Source organism: Streptomyces sp. NBC_00299, from assembly GCF_036173045.1.
GTDB classification, from domain to species: Bacteria; Actinomycetota; Actinomycetes; order Streptomycetales; family Streptomycetaceae; genus Streptomyces; species Streptomyces machairae.
This window is the reverse complement of record NZ_CP108039.1, coordinates 4,932,045-4,950,395: the sequence shown is the minus strand read 5'-3', so window position 1 is coordinate 4,950,395 and position 18,351 is coordinate 4,932,045. Positions and strand designations below refer to the sequence as shown.

The 18,351-nt window shown below is 70.2% G+C and carries 18 protein-coding genes and 1 tRNA gene; 8 read left to right on the top strand and 11 right to left on the bottom strand.

From position 1 onward, the window contains the following. Positions 1-110: 110 nt before the first annotated feature. The 6 genes from OHT51_RS21845 to OHT51_RS21820 form a co-directional block, all read right to left on the bottom strand. Positions 111-1,754, bottom strand: coding sequence for a long-chain fatty acid--CoA ligase (locus OHT51_RS21845; protein WP_328884396.1), 1,644 nt, complete (start codon positions 1,752-1,754; stop codon positions 111-113). A gap of 273 nt (positions 1,755-2,027) precedes the next feature. Beyond that, complete coding sequence (locus OHT51_RS21840) at positions 2,028-2,588, bottom strand: SigE family RNA polymerase sigma factor (protein ID WP_328880611.1); 561 nt, start codon at positions 2,586-2,588, stop codon at positions 2,028-2,030. A 170-nt stretch (positions 2,589-2,758) separates the two neighbouring features. Continuing rightward, positions 2,759-3,925, bottom strand: coding sequence for a lipid-transfer protein (locus OHT51_RS21835; protein WP_328880610.1), 1,167 nt, complete (start codon positions 3,923-3,925; stop codon positions 2,759-2,761). Then, positions 3,922-4,314 (bottom strand): MaoC family dehydratase, encoded by a 393-nt coding sequence (locus OHT51_RS21830; protein ID WP_328884395.1) that lies wholly within the window; start codon positions 4,312-4,314, stop codon positions 3,922-3,924. The genes OHT51_RS21835 and OHT51_RS21830 overlap by 4 nt, the downstream gene beginning before the upstream one ends. Positions 4,315-4,343: 29 nt before the next feature. Then, entirely contained in the window at positions 4,344-5,324 is a 981-nt protein-coding gene (locus OHT51_RS21825; protein WP_328880609.1) for a bifunctional MaoC family dehydratase N-terminal/OB-fold nucleic acid binding domain-containing protein, read from the bottom strand. A gap of 337 nt (positions 5,325-5,661) precedes the next feature. Next, positions 5,662-5,988 (bottom strand): hypothetical protein, encoded by a 327-nt coding sequence (locus tag OHT51_RS21820; RefSeq protein WP_328880608.1) that lies wholly within the window; start codon positions 5,986-5,988, stop codon positions 5,662-5,664. A 378-nt stretch (positions 5,989-6,366) separates the two neighbouring features. Here OHT51_RS21820 and OHT51_RS21815 point away from each other — a divergent pair, with 378 nt between their 5' ends. The 4 genes from OHT51_RS21815 (at position 6,367) to OHT51_RS21800 (ending at position 8,978) form a co-directional block, all read left to right on the top strand. After that, positions 6,367-7,233 carry a bifunctional DNA primase/polymerase gene (locus OHT51_RS21815; protein ID WP_328880607.1) on the top strand — a complete coding sequence of 289 codons (867 nt, stop codon included), beginning with the start codon at positions 6,367-6,369 and terminating at the stop codon, positions 7,231-7,233. Between the two features lie 126 nt (positions 7,234-7,359). Continuing rightward, a complete protein-coding gene (locus OHT51_RS21810; protein WP_328880606.1) occupies positions 7,360-7,785 on the top strand; it encodes a hypothetical protein in 426 nt (141 codons plus the stop codon). A 145-nt stretch (positions 7,786-7,930) separates the two neighbouring features. Continuing rightward, positions 7,931-8,461 (top strand): DinB family protein, encoded by a 531-nt coding sequence (locus tag OHT51_RS21805; protein ID WP_328880605.1) that lies wholly within the window; start codon positions 7,931-7,933, stop codon positions 8,459-8,461. A 103-nt stretch (positions 8,462-8,564) separates the two neighbouring features. Then, positions 8,565-8,978 (top strand): amphi-Trp domain-containing protein, encoded by a 414-nt coding sequence (locus OHT51_RS21800; RefSeq protein WP_328880604.1) that lies wholly within the window; start codon positions 8,565-8,567, stop codon positions 8,976-8,978. Between the two features lie 259 nt (positions 8,979-9,237). Here the strand turns inward: OHT51_RS21800 and OHT51_RS21795 are convergent, their stop codons facing one another. The 3 genes from OHT51_RS21795 to OHT51_RS21785 form a co-directional block, all read right to left on the bottom strand. Beyond that, the gene (locus OHT51_RS21795) at positions 9,238-9,576 is read right to left on the bottom strand and encodes a hypothetical protein (protein ID WP_328880603.1); all 339 of its coding nucleotides are present in this window, start codon (positions 9,574-9,576) and stop codon (positions 9,238-9,240) included. A 217-nt stretch (positions 9,577-9,793) separates the two neighbouring features. Continuing rightward, positions 9,794-9,880, bottom strand: a tRNA-Ser gene (locus OHT51_RS21790). 148 nt (positions 9,881-10,028) lie between these two features. Then, a complete protein-coding gene (locus OHT51_RS21785; RefSeq protein ID WP_328880602.1) occupies positions 10,029-11,603 on the bottom strand; it encodes a S1C family serine protease in 1,575 nt (524 codons plus the stop codon). 275 nt (positions 11,604-11,878) lie between these two features. Here OHT51_RS21785 and OHT51_RS21780 point away from each other — a divergent pair, with 275 nt between their 5' ends. The 3 genes from OHT51_RS21780 to OHT51_RS21770 all read left to right on the top strand — a co-directional run bounded on the left by OHT51_RS21780 (position 11,879) and on the right by OHT51_RS21770 (position 14,681). Further along, entirely contained in the window at positions 11,879-12,706 is an 828-nt protein-coding gene (locus OHT51_RS21780) for a glycerophosphodiester phosphodiesterase (protein WP_328880601.1), read from the top strand. 168 nt (positions 12,707-12,874) lie between these two features. Beyond that, positions 12,875-13,513 (top strand): ATP-binding protein, encoded by a 639-nt coding sequence (locus OHT51_RS21775; RefSeq protein ID WP_328880600.1) that lies wholly within the window; start codon positions 12,875-12,877, stop codon positions 13,511-13,513. 202 nt (positions 13,514-13,715) lie between these two features. Further along, positions 13,716-14,681: a DUF5926 family protein gene (locus OHT51_RS21770; RefSeq protein ID WP_328880599.1), complete on the top strand. Its 966-nt coding sequence runs from the start codon at positions 13,716-13,718 to the stop codon at positions 14,679-14,681. A 241-nt stretch (positions 14,682-14,922) separates the two neighbouring features. Here OHT51_RS21770 and OHT51_RS21765 read toward each other — a convergent pair whose 3' ends face one another. Both OHT51_RS21765 and OHT51_RS21760 read right to left on the bottom strand, forming a co-directional pair. After that, positions 14,923-15,591, bottom strand: a complete 669-nt coding sequence (locus OHT51_RS21765; protein ID WP_328880598.1) for a hypothetical protein — start codon at positions 15,589-15,591, stop codon at positions 14,923-14,925. Positions 15,592-15,647: 56 nt separating this feature from the next. Then, a complete protein-coding gene (locus OHT51_RS21760) occupies positions 15,648-16,307 on the bottom strand; it encodes a bifunctional DNA primase/polymerase (protein ID WP_328880597.1) in 660 nt (219 codons plus the stop codon). A gap of 503 nt (positions 16,308-16,810) precedes the next feature. Between OHT51_RS21760 and OHT51_RS21755 the strand changes: the two genes are divergently transcribed. Further along, positions 16,811-18,322, top strand: a complete 1,512-nt coding sequence (locus OHT51_RS21755; protein ID WP_328880596.1) for a PP2C family protein-serine/threonine phosphatase — start codon at positions 16,811-16,813, stop codon at positions 18,320-18,322. Positions 18,323-18,351 lie beyond the last annotated feature (29 nt).

Sequence of the window (18,351 nt, the reverse complement as noted above, 5' to 3'; positions counted from 1 at the left end):
GATGTGCGGTTTCGATGTGCGGTCACCGCCGCGTGGGGCGAGCAACCACGGATCACCCGCAGCCGCTCGCCCCACGACAGTTTCCCCGCAAGGACGCCCCGTCAGAGCCGTCAGAGCTGGGTGACGTCCAGGCCGCCCTCGGCGTACTGCCTGCGCAGCACCTTCTTGTCGAACTTGCCGACGCTCGTCTTCGGCACCGCCGCGATGACCGTCCACCGCTCCGGCAGCTGCCACTTGGCGATCTTGCCCTCGTCGGCGAGGAAGGCTCGCAGGGTCTCGAAGTCGGCGTTGGCGCCCTCCTTGAGGACGACGGTCGCGAGCGGGCGCTCGCCCCACTTCTCGTCGGGGACGGCGACCACGGCGGCCTCGGCGACGTCCGGGTGGGACATCAGCGCGTTCTCCAGGTCGACCGAGGAGATCCACTCGCCGCCGGACTTGATGACGTCCTTGGCGCGGTCGGTGAGGGTGAGGAAGCCGTCGGGGGAGATGGTGCCGACGTCGCCGGTCTTCAGCCAGCCGTCCTCGCTGAACTTGTCGGCGGGGCGCAGCGGTTCGGCGTCGGGGCCGTTGTAGTACGCCCCCGCGATCCAGGGGCCGCGCACCTCCAGCTCGCCCGCCGACTCGCCGTCCCACGGGATGCGCTCGCCGCCGGGGCCGGTGAGCCGGGCCTCGACACTCGTCGGGAAGCGGCCCTGAGTGAGCCGGTAGGCGAACTCCTCCTCCGTGCCGACCGCGTGGGCCGGCGGCCGGGCGACCGTGCCGAGCGGGGAGGTCTCCGTCATGCCCCAAGCGTGGCAGACCCGCATGCCCAGGTTGTCGAACGCCTCCATGAGCGAGGGCGGGCAGGCCGAGCCGCCGATGGTGACCTGGCCGAGGGTGGAGACGTCTCGGGGGTTCGCGGTGAGCTCGGCGAGCAGGCCCTGCCAGATGGTGGGCACGGCGGCCGCGTGGGTCGGCTTCTCGCCCTCGATCATCTGCGCGAGCGGCGCGGGCTGGAGGAAGCGGTCCGGCATCAGCATGTTGACGCCGGTCATGAAGGTGGCGTGCGGCAGTCCCCAGGCGTTGACGTGGAACTGGGGCACCACCACGAGCGAGGTGTCCTGGTCCGTCAGGCCCATCGACTGGGTCATGTTGACCTGCATGGAGTGCAGGTAGATCGAACGGTGCGAGTAGACGACGCCCTTCGGGTCGCCCGTGGTGCCGGAGGTGTAGCACATGGCGGCGGCCTGCCGCTCGTCCAGCTCGGGCCAGTCGTACGTGGTCGGCTTGCCGGCGATCAGGTCCTCGTACTCGTGGACCTGGACGGAGGCGCCCGCGAGGAGGGAACGGTCGCCCGGACCCGTCACCACCACGTGCTCGATCGGCTTGAGGTGCGGGAGCAGCGGGGCGAGCAAGGGGAGGAGCGAACCGTTGGCGATGACGACGCGGTCGGCCGCGTGGTTGACGATCCAGGCCAGCTGCTCGGCCGGGAGCCGGAGGTTGAGGGTGTGCAGGATCGCGCCCATGGAGGGGATCGCGAAGTAGGCCTCGACGTGCTCGGCGTTGTTCCACATCAGGGTCGCGACGCGTTCGTCGCCGGCCACGCCCAGGTCCTCGCGCAGGGCGTGCGCCAGCTGGGCCGCGCGGGCACCGACCTCGGCGAAGGAACGGCGGTGCGGCTCGGCCTCACCGGTCCAGGTGGTGACCTGTGATGTTCCGTGGATCGTCGACCCGTGGGCCAGGATCCTCGAGATCAGCAGCGGTACGTCCTGCATCGTGCTCAGCACGGCGTCCTCCCGGGGGCGACATTGCCTACGCGGTAGTAAGGGTTGCGGAGATTCTGCGCGCATACCGCGCGGTATGTCACTAGTACCGGCTGATCGATCACGTCACGTTGCGTTCACGGGGCTGTGACGGTAGGCGGGGCCGGGGGGTGGAGCAGGCCGGCGGGCAGGGGCGGGGGGCGGGACGGCGGAGCAGGCCGGCAGGCAGGGGCGGGGCGGTGGCCGTGCGTCAGCGTCGGTCGTGCGTCGGCGCCTGCGCCGGTCCTACCGGGCCAGCACCAGCTCAGGGTCCTCGCGGAGCTTGCCGAGGGCTCTCGACACCGCCGATTTCACCGTGCCCACGGAGACGCCCAGCACCTCGGCCGTCTGAACCTCGCTGAGGTCCTCGTAGTACCGCAGGACGACCATCGCCCGCTGCCGCGCCGGCAGCCGCATGATCGCGCGCCACATGGCGTCGTGCAGCGCCTGCTGCTCGGCCGGGTCGGCGTCGTGGCCGAGGGTGGGCTCCGGCTCGGGCAGCTCGTCGCAGGCGAACTCGTCGACCTTGCGCTTGCGCCACTGCGACGTCCGCGTGTTCAGCAGTGCCCTGCGCACATAGCCGTCGAGCGCGCGATGGTCCTCGATGCGCTCCCAGGCCACGTATGTCTTGGTGAGCGCGGTCTGCAGCAGGTCCTCCGCGTCGCACGGGTTCGCGGTCAGCGACCGGGCGGTACGCAGCAGCACCGGCTGGCGGGCCCGCACGTACGACGTGAAGGAGGGATACGTCGCGTTCGGAAAGGACCGCGTCGCGGCGTCGGAAGCGCTGGTGCAGACGGGTGTGGTCATGGCTCCACGCTATGAGCGACCCCTACTTCAGCGGATCGGCCGCAGGTGCCGAAGCAACGTCCGCCTCAGGTTGTAGGGGTGGGGCTGACTCCACCTCCTGAAGGTGGACGAGCGACGGACGCATACTGCGGGATTACCCCTGAGGGTCACCCGCCGCCGGCAGGCCGGGATCACCTGTCGGCAGCCAGGACCAGCCCGGATGTCGGCACCCCTGTCCCCGCTGTCACCAGCACTCTCTCCACCCCGGGTATCTGGTTCACCGACCTCCCCCGCACCTGCCTCACCCCCTCCGCGATTCCGTTCATCCCGTGCAGATACGCCTCCCCGAGCTGCCCCCCGTGTGTGTTGAGCGGCAGCCGCTCCTCGGCCACGAAGTCCGCGCCCTCCCCCTTTCCGCAGAACCCGAACTCCTCCAGCTGCATCAGCACAAAAGGTGTGAAGTGGTCGTACACAATGCCCACGTCGATCTCCCCCGGCCCCAGCCCCGCCGTCCGCCACAGCTGCCGCGCCACCACGGCCATCTCCGGCAGGCCGGTGAGGTCGTCCCGGTAGAAGCTCGTCATCTGCTCCTGCCCGCGGCCGGCGCCCTGGGCCGCCGCCGCGATGACGGCCGGCGGGTGGGGCAGGTCACGGGCACGGTCGACGGACGTGACGACGATCGCCTGGCCGCCGTCCGTCTCCTGGCAGCAGTCCAGCAGCCGCAGCGGCTCGACGATCCAGCGCGAGGCCGCGTGGTCGGCGAGGGTGATGGGTCTGCCGTGGAAGTACGCGGCCGGGTTGGTCGCGGCGTACTTGCGGTCCATGACCGCCACATGTCCGAAGGCCTCCGGCGTCAGCCCGTACGTGTGCAGATACCGCTGCGCCGCCATCGCCACCCAGGAGGCCGGGGTGAGCAGCCCGAACGGCAACGACCAGCCGAGCGCCACGCCCTCCGCCGACGGCTCCCGGTGCCGCACTCCCGAGCCGAAGCGCCGCCCCGACCGCTCGTTGAAGGCCCGGTAGCAGACCACCACCTCCGCAATCCCCGTGGCCACGGCGAGCGCGGCCTGCTGGACGGTCGCGCAGGCCGCGCCGCCGCCGTAGTGGACGCGGGAGAAGAAGGACAGGTCACCCATCCCGCACGCCTGGGCCACGGTGATCTCCGGGCTGGTGTCCATCGTGAACGTCACCATCCCGTCCACGTCCCCCGGCGTCAGCCCCGCGTCGTCCAACGCGGCCCGCACCGCTTCCACCGCCAGCCGCAGCTCGCTGCGCCCCGAGTCCTTGGAGAACTCGGTGGCCCCGACACCGACGATCGCCGCCCGCCCGGCGAGGGCGTCCCGCGTCCGCACGCTCATGCCGGTACCTCCGGCACGGTCACCGTCACTGTCCCGGTCACGTGCTTGCCGATGCCGTTCGCGCCGGTCACCCGAACCGTGGCCGTGCCGCCGTCGACTTCCTCGACCCTGCCCGTCAACACCATCGTGTCCCCGGGGTAGTTGGGCGCCCCGAGCCGTATGGCCACCTTGCGCAGGACGGCTGTCGGTCCGAAGTGGTCGGTGATGTAGCGGCCGACCAGGCCGTTCGTCGTCAGGATGTTCATGAAGATGTCGGGGGAGCCCTTCTGGCGGGCCAGCTCCGCGTCGTGGTGCACGTCCTGGTAGTCGCGTGAGGCGATGGCGCCGGCGACGATCAGCGTGCGAGTGATCGGGACCTCCAGCGGAGGCAGTTCGTCACCGGCCCTCATGTGCCTCACCGCTACTCCCTCACCGCCCGTCATGTGTCCGCCTCCTGCATCTCCTCGGCCTCATGAACGCGCCAGACCGGCAGCACCAACTCCTCCTCGTACTCCTGGAATTCCAGCCGCACGGGCAGCCCGATCCGCACCTTGTCGTACGGCACCCCCAGCACGGTGCCGATCATCCGCACCCCTTCGGCCAGTTCGATCAGGCCGACCGCGTACGGAGGGTCGAAGGCGGGGAACGGCGGATGGTGCATCACGACGTACGAATAGACCGTCCCCTCGCCACTCGCCTCGACCGTGTCCCAGTCCAGCCCGCCGCAGGCGTTGCAGCCGGGCAGCCAGGGATGGCGCAGGGTGCCGCAGCCGGTGCACCGCTGGACGAGCAGTCTGTGCTGCTGCACGCCCTCCCAGAAGCCGGCGTTGTCGCGGTTGACGACAGGGCGAGGGCGCGCGGGCGACTGTCGCCGGTCCGGCGGTGACGGCTGCTGCCCTGTCCGGCGTATGGGCGCGTACTTGAGGATGCGGAAGCGATGGGTGCCGGCGAGGTCGGGGCCGACGCGGATGTCCATGCGGGTGGTGACGAAGTACCCCGTGCCGAGCTTCGTCGTCTTCTTCTCCGAGATGGACTCGATCACCGAGTCGAAGGTGATCTCGTCTCCCGGCCGCAGGGGCCGTAGATACTCCTGCTCACAGTCCGTGGCGACCACCGAGGTGAAGCCCGCTGCGTCGAGCAGGCCCAGCAGGTCGTCGTACGCGTGCGTGCGTCCCGTATGGCCCACGAGGCCGCTCATGGTCCACGCCTGGAGCATGGTGGGCGGTGCCATGGCGTCCTGTCCCGAGTACGCCGGGTTGGTGTCGCCCATCGCCTCGCACCAGTGCCGGATCATGGGCGCGTTGACGGGATCCCGGCCCGCACGGGCCACGGCGGCCCGCCGGCCCTCGTATGCCTTGAGCCGCGTCTCGAACTCGTCGCCCGCTTTCACCTCATGGCTCACCACCGACTCGTAGCTCACCGTCGCCCCCTCGCCCTCATTGCCCCACGGCGCATCGCACTGACATCGCACTGACACTTCTGGTACACCGCGACCGCCGATCCGGTTCCCACCACTTCTCGGGAACGTCCACGAGGCACCACGAAGGGTTCTGGCTCCGCGTGGCCCCACGTGGCCCTGCGTGCCCCTACGAAGGTTTCTGACTGTCCGTCAGATGTGATGCACTGTCAAGGCCACAGAAAAACGCCTGCGCGGCGGTACCGAAGTACCGCCGCGCAGACGCGTTACACCCCACAGAGCACACCCCGCACACTCCGAGGAGGCCGGTGCCTGAGCACGGGACACCGACCCCCTCAGCTCACCACCAGAGCGGCGTGAAGTTGACGGCCGTGTTGTCGTTGCCCTGGTTGACGGACGTGAACGCGGAGCCGTTGACCTGGGCCGTGTTGCTCTGGTTCGAGGCGCCGGAGCCGGTCGCCTGCTGCTGGGTGGTGGACGAGTTGCCGTAGTTGTCGCCGCCGACCCCGCTGCCGATGAGGCCCTGAGCGGCGTTCGTGACAGCCGCGCTGGATCCGTCGTCCGCGAAGGCGCCGTTGTCCGCCGTCGCGACGCCGGTGAAGAGGGCGGCGGCCAGCGGGAGTGCGGAGACGGCGGCGATGACGCGGGCGGTACGGATGCTTGCCATGTTTGTTCCTCCAGAACAGGTGCGTCCAGGCTCCCCGCCGGACGCATTGGTGGTGCATGAAGTACTGCGCTCTCCAAGGCAGTTGGCCGACCGCCCCGGAGTTCTGCACGACGTCGCGAGATCAGAGTTGCCCACCGAATCCCCGGCGAACCACCCCGGAAGCACCTATTCGCCCTCAAGCGTGATGACAAGTCGATAAACCCCTTTCACCACTTCTGCCTCCCAAGCCAGGGCAGTACGGACAGCTCCACCCCAAGCCGCACAAGGGAGGAAAGGTTCCGGCGCACTTCCGGCCAATCCCCGCCGATCGGCGCGTCGCCCGGCGAGTCACCCCCTCCCCCTCTTTCTTTTTTCGAACACACGTACGAACATAGAGGCATGGCCACCACCGACCGGCAGGCCACGACGCTGGCCCTCGCACACGCCCTGTCAGCCGCCGAGCGCGGACTGGCCGTCATCCCCCTGTCCCGGACGAAGCTCCCGGCCCTGCGCTCCCCGCATCGCGACGACCCCGACCCCGCGCCCTGCCACGGCGAGTGCGGCCGTTTCGGCCACGGGGTCTACGACGCCTCCACCGACCCCGCCCGCATCCGCGAACTCTTCGCCGCCGCCCCCTGGGCCACGGGCTACGGCATCGCCTGCGGCCTGCCCCCGCACCACCTGATCGGCATCGACCTCGACACCAAATCCGGTACGGACTCCTCCGCCGCCCTGCGCGAACTGGCACTGCGCCACCTGTTCACCATTCCGCCCACGGTGGTCGTGCTGACCCCGAGCGGCGGCCGCCACCTCTGGCTGACCGGCCCGGCCGAGGTCGTCGTCCCCAACTCGGCGGGCCGCCTCGCACCCGGCATCGACATCCGCGGCGCCGGCGGCTACCTCGTCGGCCCCGGCTCCCGCACCGACCACGGCACCTACAGCACCGCTCCCGGCACCACCCACATCACACCCGCGCCCTGCCCGCGAGCCCTCCTGCGCCTTCTGCTCCCCCCGCCCCGCACGCACCACTTCACGCCCCTGGCGGCCGGCGGCCACGGCCAGGGGCTCGTCCAGTTCGTGCTCGCCGCCCACGAGGGCCAGCGCAACACCCGCCTGTTCTGGGCGGCCTGCCGCGCCTACGAGGACGGCATCGGCCCCGCCCTCGTCGACCCCCTTGTCGAGGCGGCGCTCAACACCGGCCTGACCGAACGCGAGGCCCGCGCGACGATCGCTTCGGCGGCGCGGATGACGGGGCACCGGCCCTGACGGGCGCAGACGTCCGACCGAGGCCTTGAACCGACCGAGGCCTTGAATCCGACCGAGGCCTTGAATCCGACCGAGGCCTCGAAAATGCACGGGAGCTCGATGCACCACCGCCCTAGAGTGCCGACCATGTCGCTGACCCGTGTCGTCCTCACGTCCGGCCGCTCGCTCGACCTCTCCGAGCTGCAGCTCTCCTCGACGTACGGCGGAATGCTGGAGGGCTACCCGTGCAAGCCGGTCAACGACATGAAGATCAAGGGCCTCGTCCGCACCGCGGAACGAGCCCATCCTTCCGTGCCGGTGCACGTCGTGCCGCCGCCGCGCGAGTGTCCCGACCAGTACGCGGGCGCGTTCGGCCCGGTCGAGGTGCTGCCCTCCGTGGCCTGCGTCGGCGCCTTCCGCTCCACCCCCCTCGACCGCGACCCGGTCCTGCACCGCTCCGCCCTCACGATCATCTGGTTCCAGCCCACCACGCACGTGCCGTACGGCTGCGACGCGGAAGACGCACTGCGGGAGGTGGACTGGGAGGAGCTGGCGCGGGACTACGAGCTTTAGGGCTCTGCGAGCCTTAGTGCTCTGCGATCTTGAGCGTGCTGCGGCCTCTCCCGCCCTACGGCCCCGAAGGCAGCGCTCCCGGAGTAGCCGCGCCGTGGGGAAATCGGCTTGCCCCGCGAGGGAGCTCCTGTGCCAAGGTCGGCCGATGAGCGTTTCCCGACGTGACCTGCTGCGCTGGCAGTTCGATCTGACCTGGGCGCTGTTCGAGTACCACCTCGACCGGCTCCGGCCCGAGGACTTCCTGTGGGAACCCGGACCGCACTGCTGGACGGTACGCCGGGCCGCAGACGGCACCTGGGTGCCGGACTGGGCGGAGACCGAGCCCGACCCCGTCCCGGTGCCGACGATCGCCTGGGTCAGCTGGCACATCGGCTGGTGGTGGAGCGTGGCCACGGACCATCTGCGGGGACGCCCGCCCCGGGAGCGGACCGGCGTCACGTGGCCCGGCGACGGCACGGCAACCGTTGCCTGGCTGCGCGACCTGCGTACGGACTGGCTGGCGGCGCTGGAGAGGCTCGATGAGACGGGCCTGGACGCCACGGCGCCGTTCCCGTGGCCGAACGACCCGCAGTACACGATCGCCCACATGATCGGCTGGGTGAACGCCGAGCTGATGAAGAACGCGGCGGAGATCGGGCAGTTGAGGCTGCTGCGGGCGAGCCGGACGGACGGCTGACCTGGGCGTTCACTGGATGGCGCCACGAGATGTCCAACTCGGCCTGCACCCCCAGAATGGGCACTACCGGGTGCTTTGTGCGCCGGATCGGATCGGAGACGCCATGACGGACCTCAAGTTTGAGCAGAAGCGGTCCCTGTCCCGCCTGGAGGCGGCTGATCAGCTCGCGGCGCTCGCGACCGCCTTGCGGCAGGGTGGAGACGCCGAACTGGAAATCGATCCCTGGAAGTTGAGCCTGCGGATCCCCGACGACGTCCACAGCGAGATCGAGTTCGAGGTCGAGGACGGGGAGATCGAACTCGAGATCGAGCTCAAGTGGCCGATCACATCGGCTGCCCGGACGGCGCCATCGCCGGCGACGGAAGAGCGGACCGCCACGAAGCGGACCACGGCGAAACGGGCCACAGCGAAACGGGCCACAGCGAAACGGACCACGGCGAAGCGAGCCACCGCGAAACGAACCACCGCGCAGCGAGCCACCGCTGCCGCGAAGGGGACCGCCGCGAAGAAGTCCTGAACCTCGTCGGCAGCGCAACAGCCGGGAGGGGAGCGACGAGGCGAAAAGCCATCAACGCCTGCGCTGATATGCCAGGACGATCCCGACCGTGGCCAGCACCACGACCAGGACAACGAACCAAGTGGGCATTGAGTCGAGCCCTTTGTAGGCGATCGGGTCGGTCATGCGCGTAGGACCTCCCTGGACGGCAGCACCCTCCGAGTGCCCGTTGTGGAGATCGAGATGCTCCGCGCCGGAGCCCGGTGGTGGCAGACGCGCGCTATCCACGGGCGGCGAAGCAGGCGAGCAGTCCTGCTCCGACTCCCAGGACAATCAGTTGAACGATGCCCGGAATACGCCAGCCCAGGACAAGGAGACCACCGCCTGTGACGACTGCACCGCCGGCCAGAAGCCACATTCCCCGTGACGCTTCCTTGGGCGCACTCGGCGGATTGCCTTGGTCGTAACTGTCGGCCCAGCCCGTCATCCCGTAGCGGACCACCAACCAAGCGATGACGGCCAGGTCGATGACGAGAAGCGCCGCGCTGATCCCAACCTGCTCGCCGGTCGACGGCGCACCCCCGGGCCTCATACTCACGATTCCGTCTGCTGGTGACATGCCTTTAAGCCCATGACGCCCAGCATGCCGACGTGGCAGGCACTGCACATGAGCTCGGCTACTCAGATGCGCCGCCCATCGCAACCGTCCAGTGACCGGGGAAGCGTGCCCAGCCGTGCCCGATCAAGCGGGAATCAACGGGGAAGACCAGGCAGTCACGGGCGCCGAACAGGAGAAAGGCCCCCGACCAACTCACAGGTCAGGGGCCGTTCACGCGCGGTGGGTGTGGGATTTGAACCCACGGTGACATCGCTGCCACGACGGTTTTCAAGACCGTTCCCTTAGGCCGCTCGGGCAACCCACCTCGGCCCCGGCCCACCTGGGGCGGAGCGGCTACAGCCTACCGGCCGCGCGGGCTGTGCGGGGTGCGTGGTCTGTTCGGGGCCAATGGCTCCGCCGTCGGGAGTGGTTGGTCGGGCGGAGCCGGGCGTACGCGCGCGTGGCCGTCGGTGTCAGCTGTCGCCCGTGCGGGAGCCCAGGGTCAGGTCGACCGTGCGGGACTGGCTGCCCCGTTCGTAGGTGATGGTGACCTTGTCGCCGGGCTTGTGGGTCCAGATCTCGCCGATCAGGGTCGGCCCGGAGTCGATCACCCGGTCGTCGAGCTTGGTGATGACGTCGCCGGGCTTGAGGCCGGCCTTGGCGGCGGGGCCGCCCGCCTCGACCGCGTCCGAGCCGCTGGCGCCCTGCTCGGTGATCTTGGCGCCGTCGGTGGTGTCCTCCAGGGAGACGGAGGCGCCGATCTTGGCGTAGACCGGCTTGCCGGTCTTGATCAGCTGCTGGGCGACGTACTTGGCCTGGTTGATCGGGATGGCGAAGCCGAGGCCGATCGAGCCGGACTGGCTGGTGCCGCCCAGGCCGTTGGCGGCGGACTGGATCGCGGAGTTGATGCCGATGACGTTGCCCTGGGCGTCCAGCAGCGGGCCGCCGGAGTTGCCGGGGTTGATCGAGGCGTCCGTCTGCAGGGCGCTCATGTACGAGGCGTTGCTGCCGGTGCCGTCGCTGGAGGCGACCGGGCGGTTCTTGGCGCTGATGATGCCGGTGGTGACCGTGTTGGAGAGGCCGAAGGGTGCGCCGATCGCGATCGTCGAGTCGCCGACGGCCACCTTGTCGGAGTCACCCAGCGTCAGCGGCTTGAGGTCCGACGGGGCGCTCTTGAGCTTGATGACCGCGACGTCGTAGCCCTGCGCGTTGCCGACGACCTCCGCGTCGTACTTCTTGCCGTTCGCGAAGGTCGCCGTGAGCTTGCCGCCGTCGACCGCGTCGGCCACCACGTGGTTGTTGGTGACGATGTGGCCCTCGGTGTCGAAGACGAAGCCGGTGCCGGTGCCGCCCTCGCCGCCGCTGCTCTCGGCCTGGATGGTGACGGTGCTCGGCAGCGCCCTGGCCGTCACGCCCGCGACGGTGCCCGGGTCGCGCTTGACGGAGCCGCCGCTGTCGGGGGCCGAGACGGTCGTCGAGGAGGTGTTCTCGTTGTTCTTGGCCAGCGTGTAGCCGAGGCCGCCGCCCAGGCCGCCCGCGACCAGCGCGGCGATGAGAACCCCGGCGAGCAGCCCGCCCCGCCCGCGGCCGGACTTCGGCTCCGGCTGCTGGTAGGCCGCTCCCCAGCCGGTGCCCGCGCCGGAGCCGCCCGCACCGAAACCACCGGCACCGAAGGCACCCGTACCGGCACCACCCGCGCCTGCGCCGCTGTCGGCGTGCGGCGGGGTGCCGGGCGGCGGCGGGGGCGGCCAGGACGCGTCGGGGGCCGAGCTCTGCGGCACGGGGGCCTGCGCAGGCTGCTGGGCTCCGTTCGAGGCGGCCTCGCCGGCGGGCGGCTGAGAGCCGTCGGCGGCCGGGGCCGCGTACGGCTGCGTACTGTTCGAGCCGGCCGGGGCGTCACTCGGCACCGGCGGGATCGAAGCGGTCGGGGCGTCACCGCCCTCGGGAGCCGGACGCTCCTGGGACGCCGGAGCAGCAGGAGCATCCACCGGCACGGGGGGTGCGGACGGGGCCGGTGGTACCGCGGCGCCCTCGTTCTCGGTGCTCACAGCTTCTCTCCTCGATCCACGGCTGTTGATATCGGTCGCACTCGGTCACGCCCGTTCACGCTGCAGTAATTGTCGGCTGTCGGTGCGCTTCAGCTGTGCATGGCTTTTTGTATGCCGTCAGCTTTTCCCACGGGCCGTCAGAGCACCATAAGCGGTTGCTGTGGGTCCACGGCCACTCTTTATATAGGTCATGTGCGATTAAACGGGCACAATCCGAGCGTCTTTACGACTCCTCCGGTCCCACGCCTACCCCCGCTCGGTGGCACCATGACGCGGTGACCCAAGCACGGCAGCAGCAGATCCAAGTCGTCGCCCATCGCGGAGCTTCCGAAGACGCCCCCGAGCACACCCTGGCCGCGTACAAGAAGGCCATCGAGGACGGTGCGGACGCCCTTGAGTGCGATGTACGCCTCACCGCCGACGGTCACCTCGTGTGCGTCCACGATCGTCGCGTCAACCGTACGTCCAACGGCCGCGGCGCGGTCTCCGCGCTGGAGCTCGCCGAGCTCGCCGCCCTGGACTTCGGCTCCCGCAAGAACCGCGACTCGTGGAAGAACCGGGCCGAGGAGCCCGACTGGGAGTTCCGGCCGGAGGACCCCGAGGACACCTCCGTACTCACTCTGGAACGGCTACTGGAGCTCGTCGCCGACGCGGGGCGGCGGGTGGAGCTGGCGATCGAGACGAAGCATCCGACCAGGTGGGCGGGGCAGGTCGAGGAACGGCTGCTGCTTCTGCTGAAGCGGTTCGGGCTCGACGCGCCCGCCTCGGCCGCGGAGTCCCCGGCGCGTGTCATGAGCTTCTCCGCGCGCTCGCTGCATCGCGTGCGTGCCGCCTCGCCCACGCTGCCCACTGTTTATCTGATGCAGTTCGTCTCACCGCGACTGCGGGACGGACGCCTGCCCGCCGGCGTCCACATCGCGGGCCCATCGATCCGGATCGTGCGCAGTCATCCCGCTTACGTGGAGCGCCTGAAGCGGGCCGGTCACCAGGTGCACGTCTGGACCGTGAACGAGCCACAGGATGTCGATCTCTGTGTCGAGCTGGGCGTCGACGCCATCATCACCAACCGCCCGCGCGCGGTGCTGCACCAGCTCGGCCGCTGACACACGCGACACACAGGGGAACCCCTTAAATCCCTTCAATCCCTGCGCAACCTCTTGACCCCTGAACCCCTCCAGCTCCATTCTCCACTTCGGCCACACCGACGAATTCCAGCCATCCCGATTACAGGGAGTGCTCCGGCGCGTTCGTTCCGTATTCGATCGTTCTGAATGCGTCCCCGGACCTTGGTTGGCCGGTTTCCGGTACAGGCCAATGGGGCATCCACACCGTGGCGTGGGGCAAAGGAGGTCTCGGGGGTGGCGTTGGTGGTGGCACAGGAGGTGCCCACGTCGTCGAGCATGGCCGTTCCCCACGGCCCTGCGGGCGTGGGCAAAGCGCGGCACCGTATGCGCTCTCAATTGCGCAGGGGCGGCGTAGCGGAATCGGTCATCGACGACGCCGTTCTGATTCTTTCCGAACTCTTGAGCAACGCGTGCAAACACGGCCGACCGCTGGGTGACGCGCTGTCCGGGGACGGCGACGTCCGTGCCGCTTGGCGCATGGAGGCGGGCGGCAGGCTCACGCTGGAGGTGACGGACGGCGGCGGACCCACTCGCCCTGCTCCGGCCACGCCCTCGGTCACCGCGCACGGCGGCCGCGGGCTGAACATCATCACCGCCCTGGCCGACGACTGGGGTGTACGGGACGACGCCCGCGGCGAGGTCACGGTCTGGGTCGTGGTCCACGACGACGTTCATGATCCGGATGCGGGGCACCGCCGCGACGATTTCGCTACGCGCGTCGCAGCCCCGACCGTGGGCGCGATATCCGGCCTCGACTTCGCGGACGCCTTCGACGATCTGGACTGAAGACACCGAAACCGAGGGCTGAAGGCACCGAACCGAGAGAAACGGAACTGGAACCATCGGTTTCGACCGGCGTTCCGCCTCCGTCGCGAAGTTCCTCCGCTCCCGGCACGACCGTTGGTTGTCCACAGCCTCCCGTCGACCATGGCGTGAACGGCTAGGCTCGCGCCCGTACGAGACGAGCCGTAACCGGGAGACACCCACGATGGCCAAGAAGCGACCCCAGACCAAGGCCAAGCGCCCGCAGATCATCGACGGCGAGGTCCCGGTCGTCGGCGCACGCGAGCCATGCCCCTGCGGCAGCGGCCGCCGCTACAAGGCCTGTCATGGCCGGTCCGCCGCGCAGGCGGTGACCGAGCTGGTGCAGCGCCCGTTCGACGGGCTGCCGGGCGAGTGCGACTGGGTGGCTCTGCGCGAGCTGGTGCCCGCCGCCACCGTCGAACTGCCCCTGAAGGGCGGCCTTCCCGAAGGTGTCCCGTCCGTCACGCTGGCCACGGTGCTGCCGATGGCCTGGCCGGCCCTGCGCCGCGACGACGGCTCGGTCCTGCTCGGCCTGCAGAACGACACGGCGTCGGGCGACATCAGCCGCGATCTCGCCGACACCCTCCAGCAGGCACTCAGCGCACAGCCCGGCACCCCGGTCCAGGGCCGCCGCGCCCCGGCCGACGGTCCGCGGCTGCAGGATCTGCTCGACCCCGAGGGCGCCTTCGAGCCAGTTGTCCACTCCGGGTTCGAGTTCTGGGTCCCGGACGCGGAGAACGCCACTCCGGAGGTGTCCGCCTCCCTGGAGCGGGCCAACGCCGCGGCCATCCCCACGGTCAAGCTCACCGGCGTGGACGCCGCCTACTGGTGCGAGACGCCGGACAAGAACCACCTGCGCTGGGTCATGCCGCACCCCGAGGAGCAGCTTCTGGACGCTCTCGCGCGGCTGCACGCGGCAGGGAAGTCGAACCTCGGCGAGGGCACACGTCTCGTGGGCTCCTTCCGCGCTCACGGCCTCACCGTGCCGGTCTGGGACCTGCCGAGCGGTGTCGGCGCGGAGGACGTGGAGAAGCCGGCGGCCGAGTTCGCCGAGCGTCTCGCCGCGGCCCTGGCCGCGGACGCCCCGCTCACCGCGGACGAGCGTCGCGCGCGTGGCGGCCTGACCAACCGGCAGGTCACACTCAGCTGACGGGAGCCTCGCGGATCGGGTGCGGCTGAACGACCGTTCAGCCGCGGCACCCCTCGGGAGGGGTGAATCCGATCACAACTCCCATACGGAGCAAGGGAATCCGTGACTGGAAAGCCCGGATCGAATTTGCGAACCGCCGATCTCTTGTTACCGTTCGAGTAGCCCGGTTGCTGGTGCATCCCCCGTCGCCAGCAACCGGGTCTTTCCATGTGCGCAGACCTCTACGGAACGACGTCACATGTCAACGGCCCGTACCCGCCCCTGAATTGCCCGGTGCAGAGTTGCTCGCGGAACGCAGCAACAACGCCCCGCCCCCGGCCCGCTCGGCGAACTCCGTGACGGCCGTGTAGGCGCCCGCATCTCCACGCGTGCGCTCCCGGGGCGTCTCGCAGGTCCCCGGTTCGTCCTCGGCGCCCACGACGCAGCGCATCTGCAGCGTGCGTCCGGCGGGCCCCATGAGGCTCAGTACGGAGTCCAGCGCGCCTCCGGTCGCATTGCGGAAGTAGGTGCGCGCCCAGGTGTCCTCGCCCTGCGTGAGGACACAGGTCTGCGCCTCGATGCCCTCGGGCGAGGTGAGTTCGGGACCGCAGCGCACGGCGGTGGCGAGGCCCAGGTCGAGCAGCAGCGGGGAGCCGGTGGCAGCAGCCGACGGCGCCTTGGCGTCACCGCGAGGGGACGGACGTACGGCGCCGTCCTTCGGGGCGGGCGGGGAGGACCGTACGGCATCGCGCGCGGGCGAACCCACGGCGGCCCGGCCCGCTTCGACGACCTGGCCGGCGGCCGCCCAGGCCAGCGGCAGGGCGACCGCGGCCGCCGCGACGGACGCGAGGGCGATCAGACGGATTCTTCTGTGCTTCGGCCCGCGGCGATGCGATGACGGTGCCCGGTTTCCCCTGGAATGACGCGACATATAGCGGAACATAACGACCGTGCGCGTGTGCACCGTTCCGCGCGCGCCGGAGAGCCCTACAACTCGGGCGCGCTCACACCCGTACGAGTGAGGGCCTCGACCACCGCGTCCACCACGGCCTCCACATCGGGCACCCACGGGGAGGCCGAGCCGGGCAGCGGGGCGCGCTGCCAGCTGATGGGACCCTGGCCCGTCTCGGACGGGGGCAGGGCGATATAGCCACCCTCGCCGTGGAAGCGGAGGGAGCCGGGGACGAAGTCCTTGGCGTACAGCAGTTCGCCCAGCTGCTCCATGGAGTACGGCTTCACCAGGATCGCCCAGCGGGCGGGCGAGGCGACGACGGGGCCGAGGCGCATGCCCATGCGGTCGAGTGCGGCGAGTGCGTGAGCGGCCGGCAGAGCGGGCAGGCTGACCGCGCAGGGAGCCTGGCCGCCGGTGGCGAGGATGATCGGGGCCGCCGGCCGGTTGGTCCACCACCACCGCAGCATGCGCTCGTCGGTGGTGGCCGCGAGCAGGCCGGGGTCGAAGGGATGCGCGCCGGGCACCGTGCAGTCCGGGTCGGGGCAGCCGCAGCGGGAGTGTCCCTGCGGGTGCGTCGTCACGCCCGGGAGTACGGGCCAGCGCCATTGCGTCGCGAAGGTCAGGGCCGCGCTGATCTGCTCAGACTTCCCGTCACCGCGCAGGAGCCTGCGTCGCTTTCCGAGGATCTCGCGCATGAGCGCTCGTTCCTTTCCGTTGCACCGCTGGCAACACCGTGGGCTTCATCACACCATGTGTCGATCACTTCACTGTGCGTACCTGTTGGCGCATCACACCCCTGCACTGAGCAAGGGGAACCCCTATGGGCCGAGCGTTGGCTGCGTCCGCGGCAGCCTCGTCCACACTGCGTCTACCAAAAGCATGGGCGTGGCGTGGGGTGGCGAAGTCTGGCGTTTTGCCGTCGCGCGTATTTCTCTTCGCCTCCGCCACGGGAGGATGGGGCACGATCGTCAGTGGCTAAGACGCCCGGGTCCGTCACCAGGTTCCGGGTGGTTGTCCACCACCCCTGGCCTTCACCGAGTACGTACCCATCACGACCGCTGTGACGCTCCGTGGAGCGAAACCAGTCGACCGCAATACCCCGTTCCCTGAGGCAGTTTTAAGCCAACTTTGCCTTTACGCAAGAGGTCTACGAGGAGTGCTCGGGTGACCCACGGACACCAGGAATCCCGGCAGGACAATGCTGGACATCCCCTTACGAGTGCGTGTACATGTGGAGACACTGCTAGCGGCGCAGAATGACATGGGGGTTTGCGATGCTTTTGAGCAATACGCACCGGTCCGAAAGCCGGACGCCATGAACGCCCCTCACCCTTCGAAAGTGGCCGGAATCGATTCCACGGTTCCCTCGCCCGCACACACTGTCGCGCCCGCGCCCGGAGCCTCGGGAACCCCAGCGGTTCCCCCACCGAACCCGCCGGGCGCACTGCTTCAGGACCGTCTCGCCGGCTGGGTCTCGGACCTCACGACACTCCACGAACTCACCGAACGCCTGGCGCGCACGGACGCGCTCGACGATGCCCTCCAGGAACTGCTGCGCGCCGGATCCGCCCTCGTCGGCGCCCGGCGCGGTCTTGTCGTACTGGAACCCGCCGACGGCCTCGGCCCGGACACGACCATCGGGCTGGGCCTCGCGCGCGCCGACCTCGGGCACATCGAGACCGTGCCGCGCAGCTCCCTTTCCTACGGCAGGATCCTCGACGGACTGCCCGGCGGCGACGGCGAGATCGCCGAGCCCGACCTGTTCGCCGGGGACAAGCTCGACCCCCGCCACCGCGAGGTGGCCGCCCGCCTCGGCTACGCCGCCAGCTACGCCCTCCCCCTGTCCACCGACGCGGCCGGCCGCCTCGGTGCCGCCGTATGGCTGTACGACGAGCCCGCCGAACCGGTCGAGCGCCAGCGCCACCTCGTCGGCCTGTACGTCCGCTACGCCACCGAGCACCTGGCCCGGCTCCTCGAGGTCGAGCGCACCCGCGCGGCCATGAGGACGATGGCCGAGGAGCTGCTCCCCTCCCGTCTGCCCCGCATGGCCGGCGTCCAGCTCGCCGCGCGGCACCGCACCGGCCCGCGCGGGGGCGGCGACTGGTACGACGCGCTGCCCCTGCCGGACGCCGCGCTCGGCCTCGCGGTCGGCTCGGTGACCGGGTCCGGGCCCAGCGCGGTCGCCGCGATGGGCCGGCTGAGGGCCAGCCTGCGGGCGTATGCCGTGATGGAGGGCGAGGACCCGGTCGCGGTCCTGTCCGACCTGGAACTGCTGCTCAGACTCACCGAGCCGGCCCGCTCCGCCACCGCTCTGTTCGCCTACTGCGAGCCCTCCCTGCGCAAGATCACGCTCGCCGGTGCCGGGCACACCCCGCCGCTGCTGATCGGCGATCGGCGCACGGAGTTCGTGGAGACCTCCGTGTCCGCGCCGCTGGGCATGCTGGCCTGCTGGGAAGCGCCGAGCGTGGAGCTGTTCGCCGAAGCCGGAGAGACGGTTCTGCTGTACACCGACGGGCTGCTGCACCGCACCGGCGACGCCACGGACCGCGCCTTCGCCCGACTGCATGCCGCGGCGGCCGGGGTACCGAGGGCGATCCGGCACGACCCGGACGCCGTCGTCGACCACGTCCTGCGGACCGTGCTGCCGGACGGGGTGGACCAGGCGGACAGCGAGGAGGACGTCGTCCTGCTGGCTGCTCGCTTCGAGTAGCGGCCCGTGGCCCTTCGGTCACTCACCCA